Source organism: Citrobacter sp. Cf136, from assembly GCF_030333815.1.
Taxonomy (GTDB): Bacteria; Pseudomonadota; Gammaproteobacteria; order Enterobacterales; family Enterobacteriaceae; genus Citrobacter; species Citrobacter freundii.
Map to the genome: position 1 here is coordinate 1,275,349 of NZ_JAOWFE010000032.1, position 16,850 is coordinate 1,292,198.

The 16,850-nt window shown below is 50.6% G+C and carries 14 protein-coding genes; 9 read left to right on the forward strand and 5 right to left on the reverse strand.

The annotated features are described in order from the left end of the window. Positions 1-92: 92 nt before the first annotated feature. The gene (ttrR, locus tag OGV98_RS10575; RefSeq protein WP_003836549.1) at positions 93-677 is read right to left on the reverse strand and encodes a tetrathionate respiration response regulator TtrR; all 585 of its coding nucleotides are present in this window, start codon (positions 675-677) and stop codon (positions 93-95) included. After that, positions 652-2,385 carry a tetrathionate respiration histidine kinase TtrS gene (ttrS, locus tag OGV98_RS10580; protein WP_202581330.1) on the reverse strand — a complete coding sequence of 578 codons (1,734 nt, stop codon included), beginning with the start codon at positions 2,383-2,385 and terminating at the stop codon, positions 652-654. Before ttrS ends, ttrR begins: the two co-directional genes overlap by 26 nt. Positions 2,386-2,612: 227 nt before the next feature. Here ttrS and ttrB point away from each other — a divergent pair, with 227 nt between their 5' ends. The 3 genes from ttrB to ttrA are packed head-to-tail and all read left to right on the forward strand — an operon-like array spanning position 2,613 to position 7,428. Further along, positions 2,613-3,347: a tetrathionate reductase subunit TtrB gene (gene ttrB / locus OGV98_RS10585; protein WP_247608254.1), complete on the forward strand. Its 735-nt coding sequence runs from the start codon at positions 2,613-2,615 to the stop codon at positions 3,345-3,347. Further along, positions 3,348-4,370, forward strand: a complete 1,023-nt coding sequence (gene ttrC, locus OGV98_RS10590; protein ID WP_202580511.1) for a tetrathionate reductase subunit TtrC — start codon at positions 3,348-3,350, stop codon at positions 4,368-4,370. Next, positions 4,363-7,428: a tetrathionate reductase subunit TtrA gene (gene ttrA / locus OGV98_RS10595; protein WP_202580512.1), complete on the forward strand. Its 3,066-nt coding sequence runs from the start codon at positions 4,363-4,365 to the stop codon at positions 7,426-7,428. The genes ttrC and ttrA overlap by 8 nt, the downstream gene beginning before the upstream one ends. A gap of 80 nt (positions 7,429-7,508) precedes the next feature. Here ttrA and OGV98_RS10600 read toward each other — a convergent pair whose 3' ends face one another. The 3 genes from OGV98_RS10600 to OGV98_RS10610 are packed head-to-tail and all read right to left on the reverse strand — an operon-like array spanning position 7,509 to position 10,026. Beyond that, complete coding sequence (locus OGV98_RS10600; RefSeq protein ID WP_016150148.1) at positions 7,509-8,321, reverse strand: MetQ/NlpA family ABC transporter substrate-binding protein; 813 nt, start codon at positions 8,319-8,321, stop codon at positions 7,509-7,511. A gap of 21 nt (positions 8,322-8,342) precedes the next feature. Then, complete coding sequence (locus tag OGV98_RS10605) at positions 8,343-9,011, reverse strand: methionine ABC transporter permease (RefSeq protein ID WP_003029361.1); 669 nt, start codon at positions 9,009-9,011, stop codon at positions 8,343-8,345. Beyond that, the gene (locus tag OGV98_RS10610) at positions 9,004-10,026 is read right to left on the reverse strand and encodes a methionine ABC transporter ATP-binding protein (protein WP_046670595.1); all 1,023 of its coding nucleotides are present in this window, start codon (positions 10,024-10,026) and stop codon (positions 9,004-9,006) included. The genes OGV98_RS10605 and OGV98_RS10610 overlap by 8 nt, the downstream gene beginning before the upstream one ends. Before the next feature lie 493 nt (positions 10,027-10,519). Between OGV98_RS10610 and OGV98_RS10615 the strand changes: the two genes are divergently transcribed. From OGV98_RS10615 to pykF, 6 genes are all read left to right on the forward strand, one after another. Beyond that, on the forward strand, positions 10,520-11,746 hold the full coding sequence (locus OGV98_RS10615) for a PfkB family carbohydrate kinase (RefSeq protein ID WP_286551435.1): 1,227 nt from the start codon (positions 10,520-10,522) through the stop codon (positions 11,744-11,746). Positions 11,747-11,758: 12 nt separating this feature from the next. Beyond that, complete coding sequence (locus OGV98_RS10620; RefSeq protein WP_286551437.1) at positions 11,759-12,496, forward strand: glutamine amidotransferase; 738 nt, start codon at positions 11,759-11,761, stop codon at positions 12,494-12,496. 61 nt (positions 12,497-12,557) lie between these two features. Beyond that, on the forward strand, positions 12,558-13,451 hold the full coding sequence (locus OGV98_RS10625; protein WP_049002408.1) for a proline iminopeptidase-family hydrolase: 894 nt from the start codon (positions 12,558-12,560) through the stop codon (positions 13,449-13,451). A gap of 20 nt (positions 13,452-13,471) precedes the next feature. Beyond that, the gene (locus OGV98_RS10630; RefSeq protein ID WP_174329338.1) at positions 13,472-14,815 is read left to right on the forward strand and encodes an APC family permease; all 1,344 of its coding nucleotides are present in this window, start codon (positions 13,472-13,474) and stop codon (positions 14,813-14,815) included. Positions 14,816-15,027: 212 nt separating this feature from the next. Continuing rightward, entirely contained in the window at positions 15,028-15,222 is a 195-nt protein-coding gene (ynhH, locus tag OGV98_RS10635; protein ID WP_242637968.1) for a protein YnhH, read from the forward strand. A 7-nt stretch (positions 15,223-15,229) separates the two neighbouring features. Continuing rightward, on the forward strand, positions 15,230-16,642 hold the full coding sequence (pykF, locus tag OGV98_RS10640; protein ID WP_003029366.1) for a pyruvate kinase PykF: 1,413 nt from the start codon (positions 15,230-15,232) through the stop codon (positions 16,640-16,642). The last annotated feature ends 208 nt before the right edge of the window (positions 16,643-16,850 follow it).

A 16,850-nucleotide genomic window follows, 5' to 3' on the forward strand; every position in this document is an offset into this window, starting at 1 on the left:
TTTTGCCCGCTCGTCATTAACTCAAACCAACAGCATATATCACTCTGAGGATTTAGACAAAATTCAATGAAAATCAAAGAAATGTCATCATTCTACTGAACTCTCTGAAGTCGATTTACAAGCTCAGCAAGACTTCCCGCCTGCATTTTTTCCATCACCCGCGCCCGGTGCACTTCAACAGTACGCACGGCAATATTCATGGCATCAGCAATTTCCCGATTCATTAATCCTTTTGCTACCAGATGCGCCAGTTCCCGTTCTTTTGGCGTAAGCTGTTGATAGCAGCAGATGATCTCTTGTCGCGAGAACGCCGCTGCCGAGACCTGCAAGGCATGTTCTAATGCTGCCTGAAGCGGCACGGCTGACACCGGTTTTTGCAAAAAATCGACCGCGCCACGTTTCATTTGCTCAACCGCCATCGGCACATCGCCATGCCCGGTGAGAAAGACCACCGCCAGCGTGCTTGCTTTCTGACGCATGATTTCATGCACAGCGTGCCCATCCAGTACCGGCATACGCATATCCAGCAGCAGTACACCCACCTGGTGCAGATTTGCCTCAGCGAGGAATTTCTCACCTTGCTCCCAGCAAGACACTTCATATCCCAGACTTTCCAATAAAAACGCACAGGCCTGGGTGACGGCAATGTCGTCATCCAGCAGATGAATTATCGCCACTACGGCCTCCTTCCCGATTTGGTTTAAAATATAATGTCACTCTCGCCCCCGCTTTTCCGTCCGGGGCCTGCTGATTGTTGATCTCAATATCTCCGTTTGCGTAGCGCACCAGTCGCTGACAAATGACCAGTCCTAGTCCCATGCCTTCTTTGCGAGTGGTCATAAACGGCTGAAACGCCTGATACAACTGCGTCTCGTCAATGCCTCCGGCATTATCCTGCACCTGAATACTCACACCACCATCCTTATGCAGGGCGCTAAACCAAACTGTGGTAGCCCCTGCCTGGGCGGCATTGAGTACCAGATTGGCCAGCACCTGCTCAAGAAGAACGCTTGGCAGCGTCAATGTTAACGCCTTGCTGACCTGTGTGTGCAGCGTTACCGCCGGGAATTGCTGGGGCATGCGCAGTAATTGCCAGACGTGATGGATAGCATCGTGAACGTTGATGGCTTGCCAGTCATCGGGAAGTACCGGATTGCCCTGTGCCTGGCTGACCCACTGCCGGAGATTGCGCAGCGTATCGGCCCCCCTTTCTGCCTGGGTGTCGATGTGCTCAAGCACGGGCAGCAACGGATGCTGCTCATCCTGACCGCGCAGGCGAATCAGACAGCCTTGGGCATAATGGCGGATAGCCGACAACGGCTGATTGAGCTCATGGGCAAAACCGGAGGTCATCTCCCCCAGCACGCTCATTTGTCGGGCAGTCTCCAGCGCCTGTTCCTGTTTGTGCAACAACACGTTGTTCCGCTCTAGCTGCCTGCCGCGTCGGCGAACCAACAGCATTACCCAGATGTAATTGAGCGTCAGCAACAGCAACACGATGGCCACGCCCCCCATTGCCAGTCGGTGTTGAATAAACCAGCTTTTGACATCCAGCCACAGCTGACGCTGCTGCGGATGCTGGCGGACATCGCGCAACAACGCTTCCACCTCGCGGGTCGAGGCGGGCGCTCCCCAGCGAAATGTCGCGTTTTGCGGTGCATTGAACAGCACCCGCGTGACGCGATCGGCCAGCTCGTCACTCACTGCAGGTAGTGCGGCAAATGACCAGTCAGGATAGAGCGGTGTACTGGTCAGACAGGGAATTGAGGTCGGATGGTTCAACACGGTCATAAAATCGGTTTTACGAATGAGGCCTTCTTCATCCATTTTTTCCAGCAGACACACCGGCACGATCACCGCCTGCACGGCTTTTTCACGTAATAAATAGAGTAAGGCATCGGCGGGAAATCCGGTAAACGTCAGTCGTAAATCGCGTTCAGGACGCAGACCGGCATCACTGAGCGCTTTATATCCCAGCAAATAGCCGCCAAAAGCCTGAGCATCAATGGCGCCAACCGTTTTGCCGATCAGATCGTGTGGGGAGGTTATCCCGCTGTCGCGTCTGACGAGGATCGCGCTGCCAATCACGTTACTGGTGGCTTTCCCACCACGGGTGGAGCGTAGCGACGCTAGCCAGCGCAGCGCAGAACGGCTGTTTAGCTGAACAAACTGCGCCGGATTAGTAACAACAAACTGCACCGTTCCACGATTCACCGCCTCCTGCATCTGGTGCAGATCCAGAGGTTGAATATGAAACTGTTCGCCGGGGATTTGCTGATTCAACAATGTTTCCAGCGGCTGCCAGTGATTACGTGTAGAAACCTCCCCGCGCATCGCCAAAACGCCAATGTTCCATGTCTGCGCCCTGACCGCGCCGCTTAGCATCCACAGCGACGCCAGCACTGTCAGACATCTTACTACGTTGCGTCCCACTCAATTGTCCCTGTCAATTATGTTGTTTTAGATCAACAACAAGCCGGGTATGTGGTTAACCACAATAGAGTATACCCCGTCACGATTTTTACACTGTAAATCATTGAGATTCTTTATTCATCACACGCAAATCAACGGCGTGACCAATGTTTCGTTGTTGCATCGTGACGGGAGAAAATATGGACAGCAGTAAACGGCAGTTTCTCCAGCAACTGGGCGTCCTGACCGCTGGCGCATCACTGGTTCCGCTGGCTCAGGCGAAATTTCCCTTTTCGCCTGAACGCCATGAAGGCTCACTTCAGCATCGCTACGCCATGCTGGTTGACCTGCGACGCTGTATTGGCTGCCAGGCATGTACCGTCAGTTGCGCCATTGAAAACCAGACGCCACAGGGCGAATTTCGTACCCTCGTCAACCAGTATCAAGTACAGATTGAAGGTCAGCAAAGCGTCACCAACGTCCTGCTGCCGCGACTATGCAACCATTGTGATAATCCCCCTTGCGTGCCCGTTTGCCCGGTACAGGCCACTTTCCAACGCGAAGACGGCATCGTGGTGGTCGACAACACACGCTGCGTTGGCTGCGCCTATTGCGTGCAGGCCTGCCCTTATGATGCGCGATTCATCAACCATGAAACGCAAACCGCCGATAAATGTACCTTCTGTGTTCACCGCCTCGAAGCGGGGCTGCTCCCGGCCTGTGTAGAATCCTGCGTCGGCGGCGCGCGCATCATTGGCGATATTAAAGATCCACACAGCCGCATTTCACAAATGCTGCATGAACACCATGACACCATCAAAGTCCTGAAGCCGAAAAGCGGTACGTCTCCTCACGTGTTCTATCTGGGACTGGATGAGGCGTTTGTCACCCCATTGATTGGACGTGCTCAACCCGCTCTCTGGCAGGAGGTTTAAATGAACCATTCACTAATTATCGACGAGGTTCTGGCCCATCCCCAGGACGTAAGTTGGTTACCCTGGGCCGTACAATATTTCTTTTTCATCGGCATTGCCGCCTGCGCCGCACTGTTCGCCTGCGTTCTCCACTGGCGCAAAAAAGAAACGGCAGATCTGGAGAATCTGACGCTGTTAATCGCCCTGACCTGCGCGATTACCGCACCGCTGGCGCTGACCGCTGATCTACACCAAACCGCCCGCGTCTGGCATTTCTATGCGTATCCGACGCCCTGGTCCTGGATGCCGTGGGGCGCACTGTTCTTACCGCTGTTTACCGGTTTTTTAGGTCTGTGGTTTCTGGCGCAGCACGTTAAACGTCTAACGCTAAAAAGTTACAACGTCACAAAATGGTTAGCACTTGGTAGCGCGCTGTCCGCCATCGGATTGCTGGTTTACACCGGCCGTGAAGTGTCGGCGGTGCAGGCGCGTCCCATCTGGTTCAGTTACGCCTTTCCGATTGCGATGTTCCTCAGCGCGCTGCAAACGTTTCTTGCCCTGCTTATTGCCACGACAAATAGCAAGGACGTACTGCCGCGTAAGCTAGCGTGGGGGCAAATGGACACGTTGATCGCACTGGCTATTGTGGTGTTGATCTGGGTGAGCGGTAATACGCTTTCCGGTTCGGCTATCCGCCAATGGCTGGATGTTGCTTCTTCAGCACAACACTACGCTATCGGTTGGGTTGCGTTATGGCTTGTTTCACTTGTTCTTTGCGGATTGGTTGTACGTTACCCCTTGTCGCTACCGCTGCGCATATTACTCGCCTTTAGCGCCATGGCGCTGTGCTGGCTAATGCGCTGGACGTTACTCATCCAGGTGCAGACCGTACCGAAATTTAACGCGCAGTTTAATCCCTACACCCTGCCCGGCGGCACCGATGGCTGGCTGGCCATTGTGGGTACCTTCGGCCTGTGGATAGCACTGATTATTATTGTTCGTGAAGCCCTGAACGCGATCGCAAGGAGAATGCAACATGGCTAATTTAACCCGTCGTCAGTGGCTTAAAGTGGGCCTTGCCGTAGGTGGCATGGTGACTTTTGGCCTGAGTTATCGGGATGTGGCAAAGCGCGCGATAGACGGTTTGCTGGACGGAACCTCGGGCAAAATTACCCGTGACCGCATCTTTGCAAACGCGCTCATCCCTGAAGCCAACGCCCGGCCGCACTGGCAGCAAAACCCGCAGCAGGTGATCTCCATGACACAGTGTTTTGGTTGCTGGACGCAGTGTGGCGTGCGGGTTCGCGTTGACACTGAGCAAGGCAAGGTGCTGCGCATTGCGGGCAACCCTTATCATCCGTTGTCGCACGAGCACCATATAGACGCCTCCGTCCCCTTTACCACGGCAATGGAACAGTTGGCCGGGGAGTCAGGTCTTGACGCACGTTCCACCGCCTGCGCCCGTGGTGCAACTTTACTCGAAGGTCTGTACAGCCCGTTACGTATTCTGGAGCCCATGAAGCGCGTCGGTAAGCGCGGTGAGGGAAAATGGCAGCGCATCAGCTTCGAACAGCTGATCAAAGAGGTGGTGGAAGGCGGAGATCTGTTTGGTGAAGGCCACGTTGATGGTCTGAGAGCCATCCACGATCCCGCTACACCGCTTGATGCGAAACATCCCGGCTTTGGCCCAAAATCCAATCAACTGCTGGTCACTAATACCAGCGATGAAGGACGTGATACCTTTTTACGTCGCTTCGCACTGAACAGTTTCGGCAGTAAAAATTTCGGTGCTCATGGCGCTTACTGCGGTCTGGCCTATCGGGCCGGTTCCGGCGCGTTAATGGGCGATTTGGATAAAAATACCCACGTGAAACCCGACTGGGATAACGTCGAATTCGCGCTGTTTATGGGCACCTCTCCGGCGCAATCCGGCAACCCGTTTAAGCGCCAGGCCCGCCAGTTGGCCAGCGCCCGTTTACGTGACGACTTCCGCTATGTTGTGGTAGCGCCCGCCCTGCCATTAACCACGGTGCTGGCTGACGATCGCGGCCACTGGCAGCCCGTACGACCGGGAAGCGACTCCGCGTTGGCGATGGGGATGATAAGCTGGATTATCGATAAACAACGCTATAACGCTGATTATCTCGCCATTCCCGGCGTACAGGCCATGCAGCAGGCAGGAGAAAAAAGCTGGACTAACGCCACTCATCTTGTGATTACCGATGAAATTCCAACGCTTGCCGGACAACACCTGACCCTCGCCCATCTGAGCACAAACGCCGCCCAGGAGCCGGTGGTCGTCAACGAGGCCGGTGAGATTGTCGCCGCCAACAGTTGCCCGCGTGCGCAGCTGTTTGTTACCCGCGAGGTGACGCTGGCTGACGGGCAGACGGTAACGGTAAAAAGCAGCTTCCAGTGTCTGCGAGAGTCCGCAGAGAAACTGTCGCTAACGCAGTACAGCCAGCAGTGTGGGGTGTCAGAAACAGACATTGGCGCTCTGGCCGACGCATTCACCCGCCACGGACGTAAAGCGGCAGTAATTACGCACGGCGGAATGATGGCAGGCAATGGATTTTATAACGCCTGGTCGGTAATGATGCTCAATGCGCTGATTGGCAACCTCAGTCTTGAAGGCGGTGTGTTTGTTGGTGGCGGCAAATTCAATGGCGCCACCGACGGTCCGCGCTACAACATGGACAGCTTCGCCGGGAAGGTAAAACCGAAAGGGTTAAGCATCGCGCGCAGTAAAACCGCTTATGAGTCTTCCGAAGAGTACCGCAATAAGGTAGCTGCCGGACAATCCCCCTTCCCGGCTAAGGCCCCGTGGTACCCGTTTGTCGCAGGTCAGCTTACCGAACTCCTCGTCTCGGCGCTTGAAGGTTACCCTTATCCGCTGAAAGCCTGGATCTCAAACATGACCAACCCGTTTTACGGCATTGCGGGATTACGTGGCGTGGCGGAAGAAAAGCTCAAGGATCCTGCTCGCTTGCCGCTGTTTATCGCGATTGACGCCTTTATGAACGAAACCACGGCGCTGGCAGATTACATCGTGCCGGATACCCACAACTTCGAAAGCTGGGGATTTAGCGCTCCGTGGGCAGGCGTGGCCAGCAAAGCCACCACCGCGCGTTGGCCTGTCGTCAGACCTGCGACCAGCCTCACGGCTGACGGTCAATCGGCCTCGATGGAATCTTTCTGTATCGCAGTGGCAAAGCGCATTGGGCTACCTGGATTCGGCGACAATGCGATTACCGATCCGCAAGGTAATCACTATCCGTTGAATCGTGCGGAAGATTACTACCTGCGCCTCGCCGCCAATATTGCGTTTATGGGCAAAGCCCCGGTTGCAGAGGCACAGCCGGAAGACATAGCGCTGACCGGAGTACAGCGGATCATGCCTGTGATGACCCAAACGCTGAAACCCGATGAAATCAGCCGAGTTGCGTTTATCTACTCCCGCGGCGGGCGCTTTGCGCCGGACATCAGCGGACGAGTTGATAACCGCGTCGGCAATGCCTGGGAAAAACCGCTCCAAATCTGGAATGCGAACGTCGCCGCGCACCGTCATGCAATTACCGGCGAGCGCTACAGCGGTTGCCCGGCCTGGTATCCTTCACGTCTGTCTGATGGACGTGCGGTCGAGGAGTTGTTCCCGGAACAAGAGTGGCCGTTGAAACTAATTTCCTTTAAATCCAATACCATGTCCAGCGCCACGGCGGTTATCCCACGCCTTCATCATCTGAAACCGGTTAATCTGGTGGCGCTCAATCCGCAGGATGGTCAGCGGTATGGTTTAGCACATGGCGATATCGTGCGTATCACCACCCCTGGCGGTCAGGCGCAAGCGCAGATAAGTCTGCTGCATGGCGTCATGCCGGGTGTCATCGCCATTGAACACGGTTACGGGCATAAAGAGATGGGCGCAGCTCAGCATACGCTCGACGGCAAGCCAATGGCATTTGATGCACAGATAAAGTCAGGGATTAATCTCAATGATTTGGGCTTTGCGGATCCTACCCGGCAGGTTGCCAATACCTGGCTTGACTGGGTGTCGGGAGCCGCAGTGCGCCAGGGGTTGCCAGCGAGAATTGAGCGAGTTTAGCTCTGCGTGAACGCGTTTTACCCGGCCTACAAGACGTCGTAGGCCGGATAAGGCACTGCCGCCACTCGGCAAAAAGCGGATCAGTTATTAACCGGGATCACCGCGCCTTTATATTTAGTACGGATCCAGTCCTGGATTTCTTTGGAGTGCAGGACATCGACCAATGCGACGATATCCTTCTTCTTCTCGTCGCCACGATGCACGGTAATGATGTTGGCATACGGGTTGTTTTCACCACTTTCAACGGCAATAGGATCTTTCACCGGATCCAGCCCGGCGTCGATGGCGTAGTTGGCGTTAATCACCACCGCATCGCCTTCGTCGTTGTTATACATCTGCGGTAACAGCGCGGCTTCCACGTTTGGCAGGAACTTCAGCTTTTTCGGGTTTTCGACGATATCGCTAATGCGCGCGGTTACTTTATCCACGCCCGGCTTCAGCTTAATAACACCCTCTTTTTCGAAAATCGACAGAATACGGCCTTCCTCAGATACCGCATCGCGCATGATGACTTTGCCGCCTTCCGGTAGTTCTTTAAGCGATTTCACTTTTTTCGAATAGATACCAATTGGCTCAATGTGAATTGCTCCGGCGCTGACGAAGTCATACGTTTTATCGCCCGCATGATCTTTAATCACACTGTTCAGGTACGGAATATGCTGGAAGTAGTTGGCGTCAATCTCACGACCAGCCAGCGCGGTGTTCGGCAGAATGTAATCCTGGAACGGTTTAATCTCCAGATCGATCCCCTGTTTCGCCAGAATCGGTTTGGCCTGTTCAAGGATCTCCGCGTGCGGCACGTTAGATGCACCAACGGTCAGAGTGTCTGCCCAGGAGGCAAAGCTCAGAGCGCTTAAGGTTGCTGCGGCGAGTAACGTCAGTGATTTTTTCATGATAATGGTTTCCGTATTTTATTAGCGTTTATCTAACAGAGAGGTGATCACATCGCCGCAAAGCTGGATGATGAAGACAATGAGCAAAATCGTCACCGTCGCCACCAGCGTGACGTCGCTGTGGTTGCGCTGGAATCCTTCCAGATAGGCCAAATTCCCTAAACCACCGGCACCAATTACCCCTGCCATCGCGCTGTAGCTAACCAGCGCAATTAGCGTCACGGTGATCCCGGACACCAGAGCAGGAGAGGATTCCGGCAGTAAAACCCGAAAAATAAGCGTGCTCAGCCGTGCGCCCATCGAACGGGTCGCTTCAATAACGCCTTTATCCACTTCACGCAGAGCGATTTCGACCAGACGTGCATAAAACGGCGCAGCACCGACGATCAGCGCAGGCAACGCGGCATTGGCGCCGAGAATGGTGCCTACCATCGCTTTGGTAAACGGGATCAGCAGCACGATCAAAATGATGAATGGGATTGAACGAAAGATATTCACCACCAGCGAAATAGCGCTATATACCGCTCGGTTGGGGAACAATCCGCCGCGCGCGGTCAGGAACAATGCCAGACCAAGCGCGATGCCCAGAATAAAGGTCGCAGCACCCGAAAGAGCTGTCATATACAGCGTTTCCTGGGTTGCCGCTAACAGTTGCTCCCACTTCAGATGGGGAAACAGTTCTTCAGCCATGTTGAATCACCTCGCCTTCAATGTCGCTCTGGCGCAGGTCGGCCAAAATATTGTTCAATTGTTCCTCAGAGGCCACCACGTGCACCCAAAGTTGACCAAACACACCGTGTGCGGTTTGCGTCATTTTGCCGTGCAAGATATTGAATGGCAGGCCATAGCGCAGGGTCAACTCGCCAACCACAGGCCGGTGCGTGCGTTGCCCGGTAAACGTAAGCTTGATAACTACGCCGCCAAGCTCACTTGCCAACTGCGGATTAAACTCGTCTTCCTCGGTGTACTGACTCACCTGACGAACGAACTGTCGGGTGATCGGCTGCTGTGGATGGGTAAAGACGCTGAGTACGTCGCCTTCCTCAACAACTTTGCCATTTTCCATTACCGCCACGCGATCGCAGATTTTGCGTACTACGTGCATTTCATGAGTGATCAGCACAATGGTCAATTTGAAGCGACGGTTAATATCGAGGAGTAAATCGAGGATCTGATCGGTAGTTTGCGGATCCAGCGCCGAGGTGGCTTCGTCACACAGCAGGACATCCGGATTGTTCGCCAGCGCGCGGGCAATTCCTACACGCTGTTTTTGCCCGCCGCTGAGCTGGGACGGATACGCATTTTCACGACCGCTCAGCCCAACCAGCGTAATCAGTTCAGCAACCCGCTGTTTGATTGACGCTTTGGACGCGCCAGCGATTTGCATAGAGAAAGCAATATTTTCGCTAACGGTCCGTGACCACAGCAAATTGAAGTGTTGAAACACCATGCTGATTTTCAGTCGTGCCTGGCGTAACGATTCCCCACGGGCGGCAGAGATATCGTGGCCGTTAATCATCACGCTGCCGGAAGTCGGTTTTTCCAGCCCATTGAGCAAACGAATTAAGGTGCTTTTACCTGCCCCGCTGTAACCAATAATGCCGTAAATCTGTCCCTGTTCAACCGTCAGGTTGACGTTATCGACAGCGGTGATGGCAAGCCTTCCTGGCGTAAACACTTTCGAAATATTTTTCAGGACAATCATGTCGTTTGGGTATCCGCTGCTGCTTATTGTTCTTCTGCTATCGCTTTTGGCTGTTTAGCAGTATGGATGTCCAAACGAGTGTAATCAGCGGAATTGTCTTTTAAAATGAATTAAAAAGTATTTGATATAACATTTAGATATATATGTCGCGAACACTGAACAGATACCCTTCCTATCCCAGCCACGATGATGGAAAAACTCCTGACATTTTTGTTCACTGTTTTTTTATCTCAACCCATCTCAATTTATAACTGAATCGAGCAAGCCAGCATCTTTTAAATGAGACATAGGAAATTGCAAAACTAATACATGACTGTGCTCACAAGATATCTTGCGTTAATTGTAAACATATAAAAATAAAGAACGTGTAATCCACTTTTTATTATTCTCAATAATTTGGTTTTGCTTCCGGTTTACAGCATGATCTGTGATTCATTTCACCACATGGCAACATTACTATAAATACAATTCAGCAAAATACACGGAGGCTTTAATGTTTAAAGAAGAAAGGCGTACATCTATTCTTAACTTACTCATCAAAGATCATAGTGTCAGCGTGAGCAAACTCGCCGTTCTTTTTAATGTTAGCCAGGAGACTATACGTTCAGATCTTTGTTATTTTCAGAAAACAGGAATGCTTTTGCGTTGTTACGGTGGTGGTATTGTTAACCGCCAGGCATTAAGCAAGTTGATAACAGAAAATAAAATTGATATCTCCGGCACAATTTCAACTCCGGCAAACAAAGATTTTCGATTACATAGAGAAGGCACGAAAATGTCGGGAAAAGTTTGTATATTAGGTTCATTTAATATTGATGTATCGGCTACCGTCCCCTGGCTTCCGCAAAGCGGTGAATCAATCCTCGCAAGCCAGTTCGGTTTTTATCCAGGAGGTAAAGGTGCTAATCAGGCATTGGCCGCAAATAATGCTGTCACCGACGTCCATTTTATTTTTAAAGTAGGTAAAGATCAGTTTAGCTCTTTTGCCCTCAATCATATTATCCAATCTGGTATAAATTCATATTGTGCTTATCAGACTGATGATGCCCCCACCGGAAGTGCATTAATTTATGTTTCAGAGCAGGATGGTGATAATATCATTGCTATCTATCCTGGTGCCAATATGATGCTAACCAGGCACGAAATTAATGAACAGCAGGGGCATATATCTGAAGCTAACGTTTTGCTAATGCAGCTGGAGACTAATATCGATGCTATTGAAGAATTTGTTCGCTTGGGTAAATTAGCAAACAAGACAATTATTTTGAATCCGGCACCTTATACCAAAAATGTTAGCCGTTTATTACCTTCAATAGATATTTTAACACCTAACGAAACAGAAGCATCATTTTTATCGGGTATTACAATATTAAATATTGATGATGCTCAAAAAGCAGGGAATATCATTCTGCAATCAGGCGTTGAGAAGGTCATCATCACTCTCGGCGCACAAGGATCATTACTGTGCGAACGCCACCGTACTTTGTTTATCCCAGCCTGGAGTGCCGTCGTCAAAGATGCTGCGGGCGCGGGTGATGCATTTAATGGCGCACTGGCCGCCTCACTTGCCCGTAAATCAGACCTTGTATCAGCCATTCAGTATGCCTCTGCCTTTGCTTCACTGGCAGTTGAACAAGAAGGCGCATCGAGCATGCCGCAGCATGAGCTGGTACTACACCGGATGCGCACTCAATCGCATGATATTATTAATATCAAATAATAGGATCTCAGTATGAAAATTTTATTTATCGGTGAGTCATGGCATATTCATATGATTCATTCTAAGGGATATGACAGCTTCACATCCAGTAAATACGAAGAAGGCGCTGACTATCTCTTATCCTGTCTGCGCCAGCAAAATATCACTATCGACTACATGCCAGCGCATATTGTACAAACCCGCTTCCCGCAGACGGTAGAGGAACTTGATATATACGATGCTATCGTGATTAGCGATATAGGCAGCAATACCTTTTTGTTGCAAAACAAAACTTTTTATCAGATGAATATCATCCCGAATGCGTTAGCGCTGATTAAAGAATATGTCTCAAATGGCGGCGGTCTGTTAATGATTGGCGGATACCTTTCCTTCACCGGCATTGAAGCGAAAGCAAATTATAAAAACACCCTGCTGGCCGAAGTTTTGCCTGTCGAAATGCTGGAGCATGATGATCGCGTTGAAATTCCGGAAGGATGCTACCCAATCAACACGGAGGAACAGCATGTCATTACGCAAGACCTGACACAGTGGCCCCCCTTGCTCGGTTATAACAAATTGCGTTCCAAGGTAAACAGCATCACGTTGGTCAAAATAAATGACGACCCACTATTAGTTCTCGGTGAGTACAATAAAGGTAAAGTCGGCTGTTTTGCCAGTGATTGCGCACCGCACTGGGGAAGTCCGCAATTTATGCAATGGGAACATTACAAGTCATTCTGGTGTAACGTTCTGCAAGCAATTAAAAAATAAACGCCAATCTGCAGGTGATTATTGAATCACCTGCCCTTTCCCCTCTGTATCGGTTAAAAATATGCAAAGTCACTACAAATATGGTGAAATGTTTTGCGATAGCATATTAACCAGCTATCGTATTTATGGCGACCCGGCATCTCAATTAATGCCATTAATTATCTTACACGGCGGTCCATCAGGCGGTTTTGATTATCTATTAAATTATCATGAACTGTCTGATGATGGACGCATGGTGATATTTTACGATCAATATGGTTGTGGTCGTTCGACGCATTTTCCGCTGGCGGATGCCTCATTCTGGACAATAGAACGTTATCTTCAGCAACTTCGCCAATTAATCAGCCATCTGAATATTGGTCAGCGATATTCATTACTCGGACATTCCTGGGGAGGTATGCTGGCAGCAGAGCACGCCTGCACGCAACCGGAAGGGTTGAGTGGTGTGATATATGCCAGCGCTCCCGCCAGCATCCCACTTTGGCAAAGCGAAGTACTGCGATTGTTGAAAGAACTCACGGCTGGCGCTGATGCAATGCCAGACGATGCCATTATGCAGGCAAAAATCTATCAGCATCCGCCTGAACAACTTATTGCCTACTACAAAAAACATGTTTACTCCCTGGCGCAAGAACCGCTGCATATTCAGCGTTCTGATGCGCAATTTGCCGCCGATCCCACCGCCTACCATGTGCTATGGGGCGCCAATGAACTTGCGGTGAATGGCTTGCTGGCGCAGTGGGACATCACCCGTTCATTGCATAAGATTCGATGCCCAGGATTAGTCCTTCATGGTGAGTATGATCAGGCGACATCACAGGTCGTTCAACCGCTTATTACCCATATAACCCACTGTCGGGGTGTCACGATTCCTGACAGCAGCCATAACCCACATGAAGAAAATACCGAGCCTTGCCTCACTGCTGTCCGTGAGTTTTTACGAGGCCTTGATTAACACGAATTGAGGTGTTTACTATGAGTAAAATAAAAAAGTTATCTCTCACAGATTTGGTGCTGTACGGGCTGGTATTTATGGTGCCGATCGCGCCGGTTTCTCTCTATGGCGTCGTATATAATTTATCTCATGGCATGGTCGCGCTCGTGTATATTATTGGCGCTATCGCGATGTTTTTTACCGCCCACAGCTATTCAACATTATCAAAGCACATCTCATCCTCCGGGTCGGCTTATACCTATGCAGGCGTGTGCATCAACCCCGCTGTGGGTTTTCTCACCGGATGGATTTTGTTGCTGGATTATCTGTTATTCCCTACGCTGGTTGCCGTCCTGGGCGGTGTTGCTGTTCATGCAATACTTCCGCAAATACCGATTTGGGTATGGCCGTTAATTTATGTGGCTATCGGAACGGGCATAAATTATTTGGGAATACAACAAACAGCTAAATTCGACAAACTGCTGGTCTTTATTCAACTCGGTATTCTGGCCATTTTTGTGGTGCTGATTTTGCGACTGCTGATGATTGATAGCAGCCATGTGTCATTTTCTTTCAAACCTTTTTTTGATTCTCAGTGGTTTACCCCTGGCTTAATTGCTACCGCGATCTCTGTTGCGGCGCTCAATTTCCTCGGATTTGATGCCATTAGTACCCTAAGTGAAGAAAGCGAAGGCGGCGGGAAAGCAGTCAGTAAGGCAACCCTTCTCGCCCTTATCCTGGCCACCGTGCTGTTTATTATTGTGGTGACCTTTGCCGCATTCGCTACGGGTAAAATCGACAGTTTTGCGGAAGGTACAGAAACTAACGAGGCCTTTTTCACGATTGCAGGCGATATTGGCGGCATCTGGCTTAAAGTTGCATTTTCTATCATCGTAGCGTTCGTTTGCGCAGTCGGGAATATCATTACGGCGCAAACCGCCGTATCGCGCGTCCTGTTCTCTATGGGGCGAGATAAAATGTTACCCACATTTCTGGCGCATGTGCACAATAAAAGAAAAACACCTGACTATGCAATTCTGTTCACCGGGGCTGTGACACTATTCCTTAGTTACTTGTTTTCCGGGAAAATTGAATCCATATCCACCCTTGTCAACTTCGGTGCGCTTTTCGCATTCTTTATGGTGAACCTGAGTGTCTTCGTGCTCTACAACGTAAAGATGAAACAGCATCGTCGTTTTGTCCCTCATGTGATTTCTCCTGTGCTGGGGATGGTCGTCATTGGATATGTCTGTATGAATATGAACATTCACGCGCTGACGCTCGGGGTTATCTGGTCTGTAATCGGTCTGGCGGTTCTGTGGTATCGGAAAGCGCATAAGCAGGACATCCATATCGATCTTGAGGGGCGAAAGCTGCTCGACTAAGGCTGAATGCTGAGTTTGCAACACGTTATTTTTTTCTTGTTGCGCAACACCGTCTGAAGTTGGGCGGTGTTTTGTTAACCAACCCGAAACAATTTAATGCTGATTCTTTGTAAAACTGCACAGAAGTGTTTTGAAACGCTGTTTCCATTTTCCTTTTTGATAATTTTCAGCGTATAATGCGCGCCAATTGTCTCTTGAATGGTTTCAGCACATTGACCTGTAAAACTCAACGACTACAAAACTCACCATCCCGTTGGGCTGAAACACAAGCACACATTCCTCTGCACGCTCTTTCGATGTCACCTATCCTTAGAGCGAGGCATCACAACTTTCGTAACTCAGGTTTAGCTTCCCGTCCGTGCGCGGCGGGAGCCAGATTTCCATATCCTTCTCAACTTAAAGACTAAGACTGTCATGAAAAAGACGAAAATTGTTTGCACCATCGGTCCGAAAACCGAATCCGAAGAGATGTTAACCAAAATGCTGGACGCGGGCATGAACGTCATGCGTCTGAACTTCTCTCACGGTGATTACGCAGAACACGGTCAGCGCATCAAGAATTTGCGCAACGTCATGAGCAAAACCGGCAAGAAAGCAGCAATCCTGCTCGACACCAAAGGTCCGGAAATCCGTACCATCAAACTGGAAGGCGGTAACGACGTTTCCCTGAAAGCGGGCCAGACCTTCACCTTCACCACCGACAAATCTGTCGTAGGCAACAACGAAATCGTTGCTGTTACTTATGAAGGCTTCACGAAAGATCTGTCCGTCGGCAACACCGTTTTGGTTGACGATGGTCTGATCGGCATGGAAGTTACCGCCATCGAAGGTAACAAAGTTATCTGTAAAGTGCTGAACAACGGCGACCTGGGCGAAAATAAAGGTGTTAACCTGCCGGGCGTTTCCATCGCACTGCCAGCACTGGCTGAAAAAGACAAACAAGACCTGATCTTCGGTTGCGAGCAAGGCGTTGACTTCGTTGCAGCGTCCTTTATCCGTAAACGTTCTGACGTCGTTGAAATCCGTGAGCACCTGAAAGCGCACGGCGGCGAAAACATCCAGATCATCTCCAAAATCGAAAACCAGGAAGGCCTGAACAACTTCGACGAAATCCTCGAAGCGTCTGACGGCATCATGGTTGCGCGTGGCGATATGGGCGTTGAGATCCCGGTTGAAGAAGTTATCTTCGCGCAGAAAATGATCATCGAAAAATGTATCCGTGCACGTAAAGTCGTTATCACTGCGACCCAGATGCTGGACTCCATGATCAAAAACCCGCGTCCGACCCGTGCAGAAGCCGGTGACGTAGCGAACGCCATCCTCGACGGTACCGACGCAGTAATGCTGTCTGGCGAATCAGCAAAAGGTAAATACCCGCTGGAAGCCGTTACCATCATGGCGACCATCTGTGAGCGTACTGACCGTGTGATGACCAGCCGTCTGGACTTCAACAACGACAGCCGCAAACTGCGCATCACCGAAGCCGTTTGCCGTGGCGCGGTTGAAACTGCAGAAAAACTGGATGCTCCGCTGATCGTCGTCGCAACCCAGGGTGGTAAATCTGCTCGCGCAGTACGTAAATACTTCCCGGATGCCACCATTCTGGCGCTGACCACCAATGAAACTACCGCGCGTCAGCTGGTGCTGAGCAAAGGTGTTGTTGCACAAGTTGTTAAAGAAATCAGCTCTACCGATGATTTCTACCGCCTGGGCAAAGAAGTTGCTCTGGAAAGCGGTCTGGCTCAGAAAGGTGACGTTGTGGTTATGGTTTCTGGTGCACTGGTTCCGAGCGGCACCACCAACACTGCATCCGTTCACGTGCTGTAATAATTCCATCGCGAATTAATTTGCTTAAAAAAGCGCCCTTGTGGCGCTTTTTTTATTTAATCGATAGCCACAATTAATAAAAAATCAAATCGGATTTCACTATCTAATCCGTGATTATCTAAGATGAATCCGATGGAAGCTTTCTGTTTTCACTCGGTTTTTTAGCCGTTTTTGCACAATTCGATGCTTCTTTGAGCGAACGATCAAA

Excerpts from the sequence above, each read along its gene's own strand:
- ttrS (WP_202581330.1), bottom strand. The coding sequence starts at position 2,385 with ATGCTAAGCGGCGCGGTCAGGGCGCAGACATGGAACATTGGCGTTTTG.
- ttrB (WP_247608254.1), top strand. The coding sequence starts at position 2,613 with ATGGACAGCAGTAAACGGCAGTTTCTCCAGCAACTGGGCGTCCTGACC.
- ttrC (WP_202580511.1), top strand. The coding sequence starts at position 3,348 with ATGAACCATTCACTAATTATCGACGAGGTTCTGGCCCATCCCCAGGAC.
- ttrA (WP_202580512.1), top strand. The coding sequence starts at position 4,363 with ATGGCTAATTTAACCCGTCGTCAGTGGCTTAAAGTGGGCCTTGCCGTA.
- OGV98_RS10600 (WP_016150148.1), bottom strand. The coding sequence starts at position 8,321 with ATGAAAAAATCACTGACGTTACTCGCCGCAGCAACCTTAAGCGCTCTG.
- OGV98_RS10605 (WP_003029361.1), bottom strand. The coding sequence starts at position 9,011 with ATGGCTGAAGAACTGTTTCCCCATCTGAAGTGGGAGCAACTGTTAGCG.
- OGV98_RS10610 (WP_046670595.1), bottom strand. The coding sequence starts at position 10,026 with ATGATTGTCCTGAAAAATATTTCGAAAGTGTTTACGCCAGGAAGGCTT.
- OGV98_RS10615 (WP_286551435.1), top strand. The coding sequence starts at position 10,520 with ATGTTTAAAGAAGAAAGGCGTACATCTATTCTTAACTTACTCATCAAA.
- OGV98_RS10620 (WP_286551437.1), top strand. The coding sequence starts at position 11,759 with ATGAAAATTTTATTTATCGGTGAGTCATGGCATATTCATATGATTCAT.
- OGV98_RS10625 (WP_049002408.1), top strand. The coding sequence starts at position 12,558 with ATGCAAAGTCACTACAAATATGGTGAAATGTTTTGCGATAGCATATTA.
- OGV98_RS10630 (WP_174329338.1), top strand. The coding sequence starts at position 13,472 with ATGAGTAAAATAAAAAAGTTATCTCTCACAGATTTGGTGCTGTACGGG.
- pykF (WP_003029366.1), top strand. The coding sequence starts at position 15,230 with ATGAAAAAGACGAAAATTGTTTGCACCATCGGTCCGAAAACCGAATCC.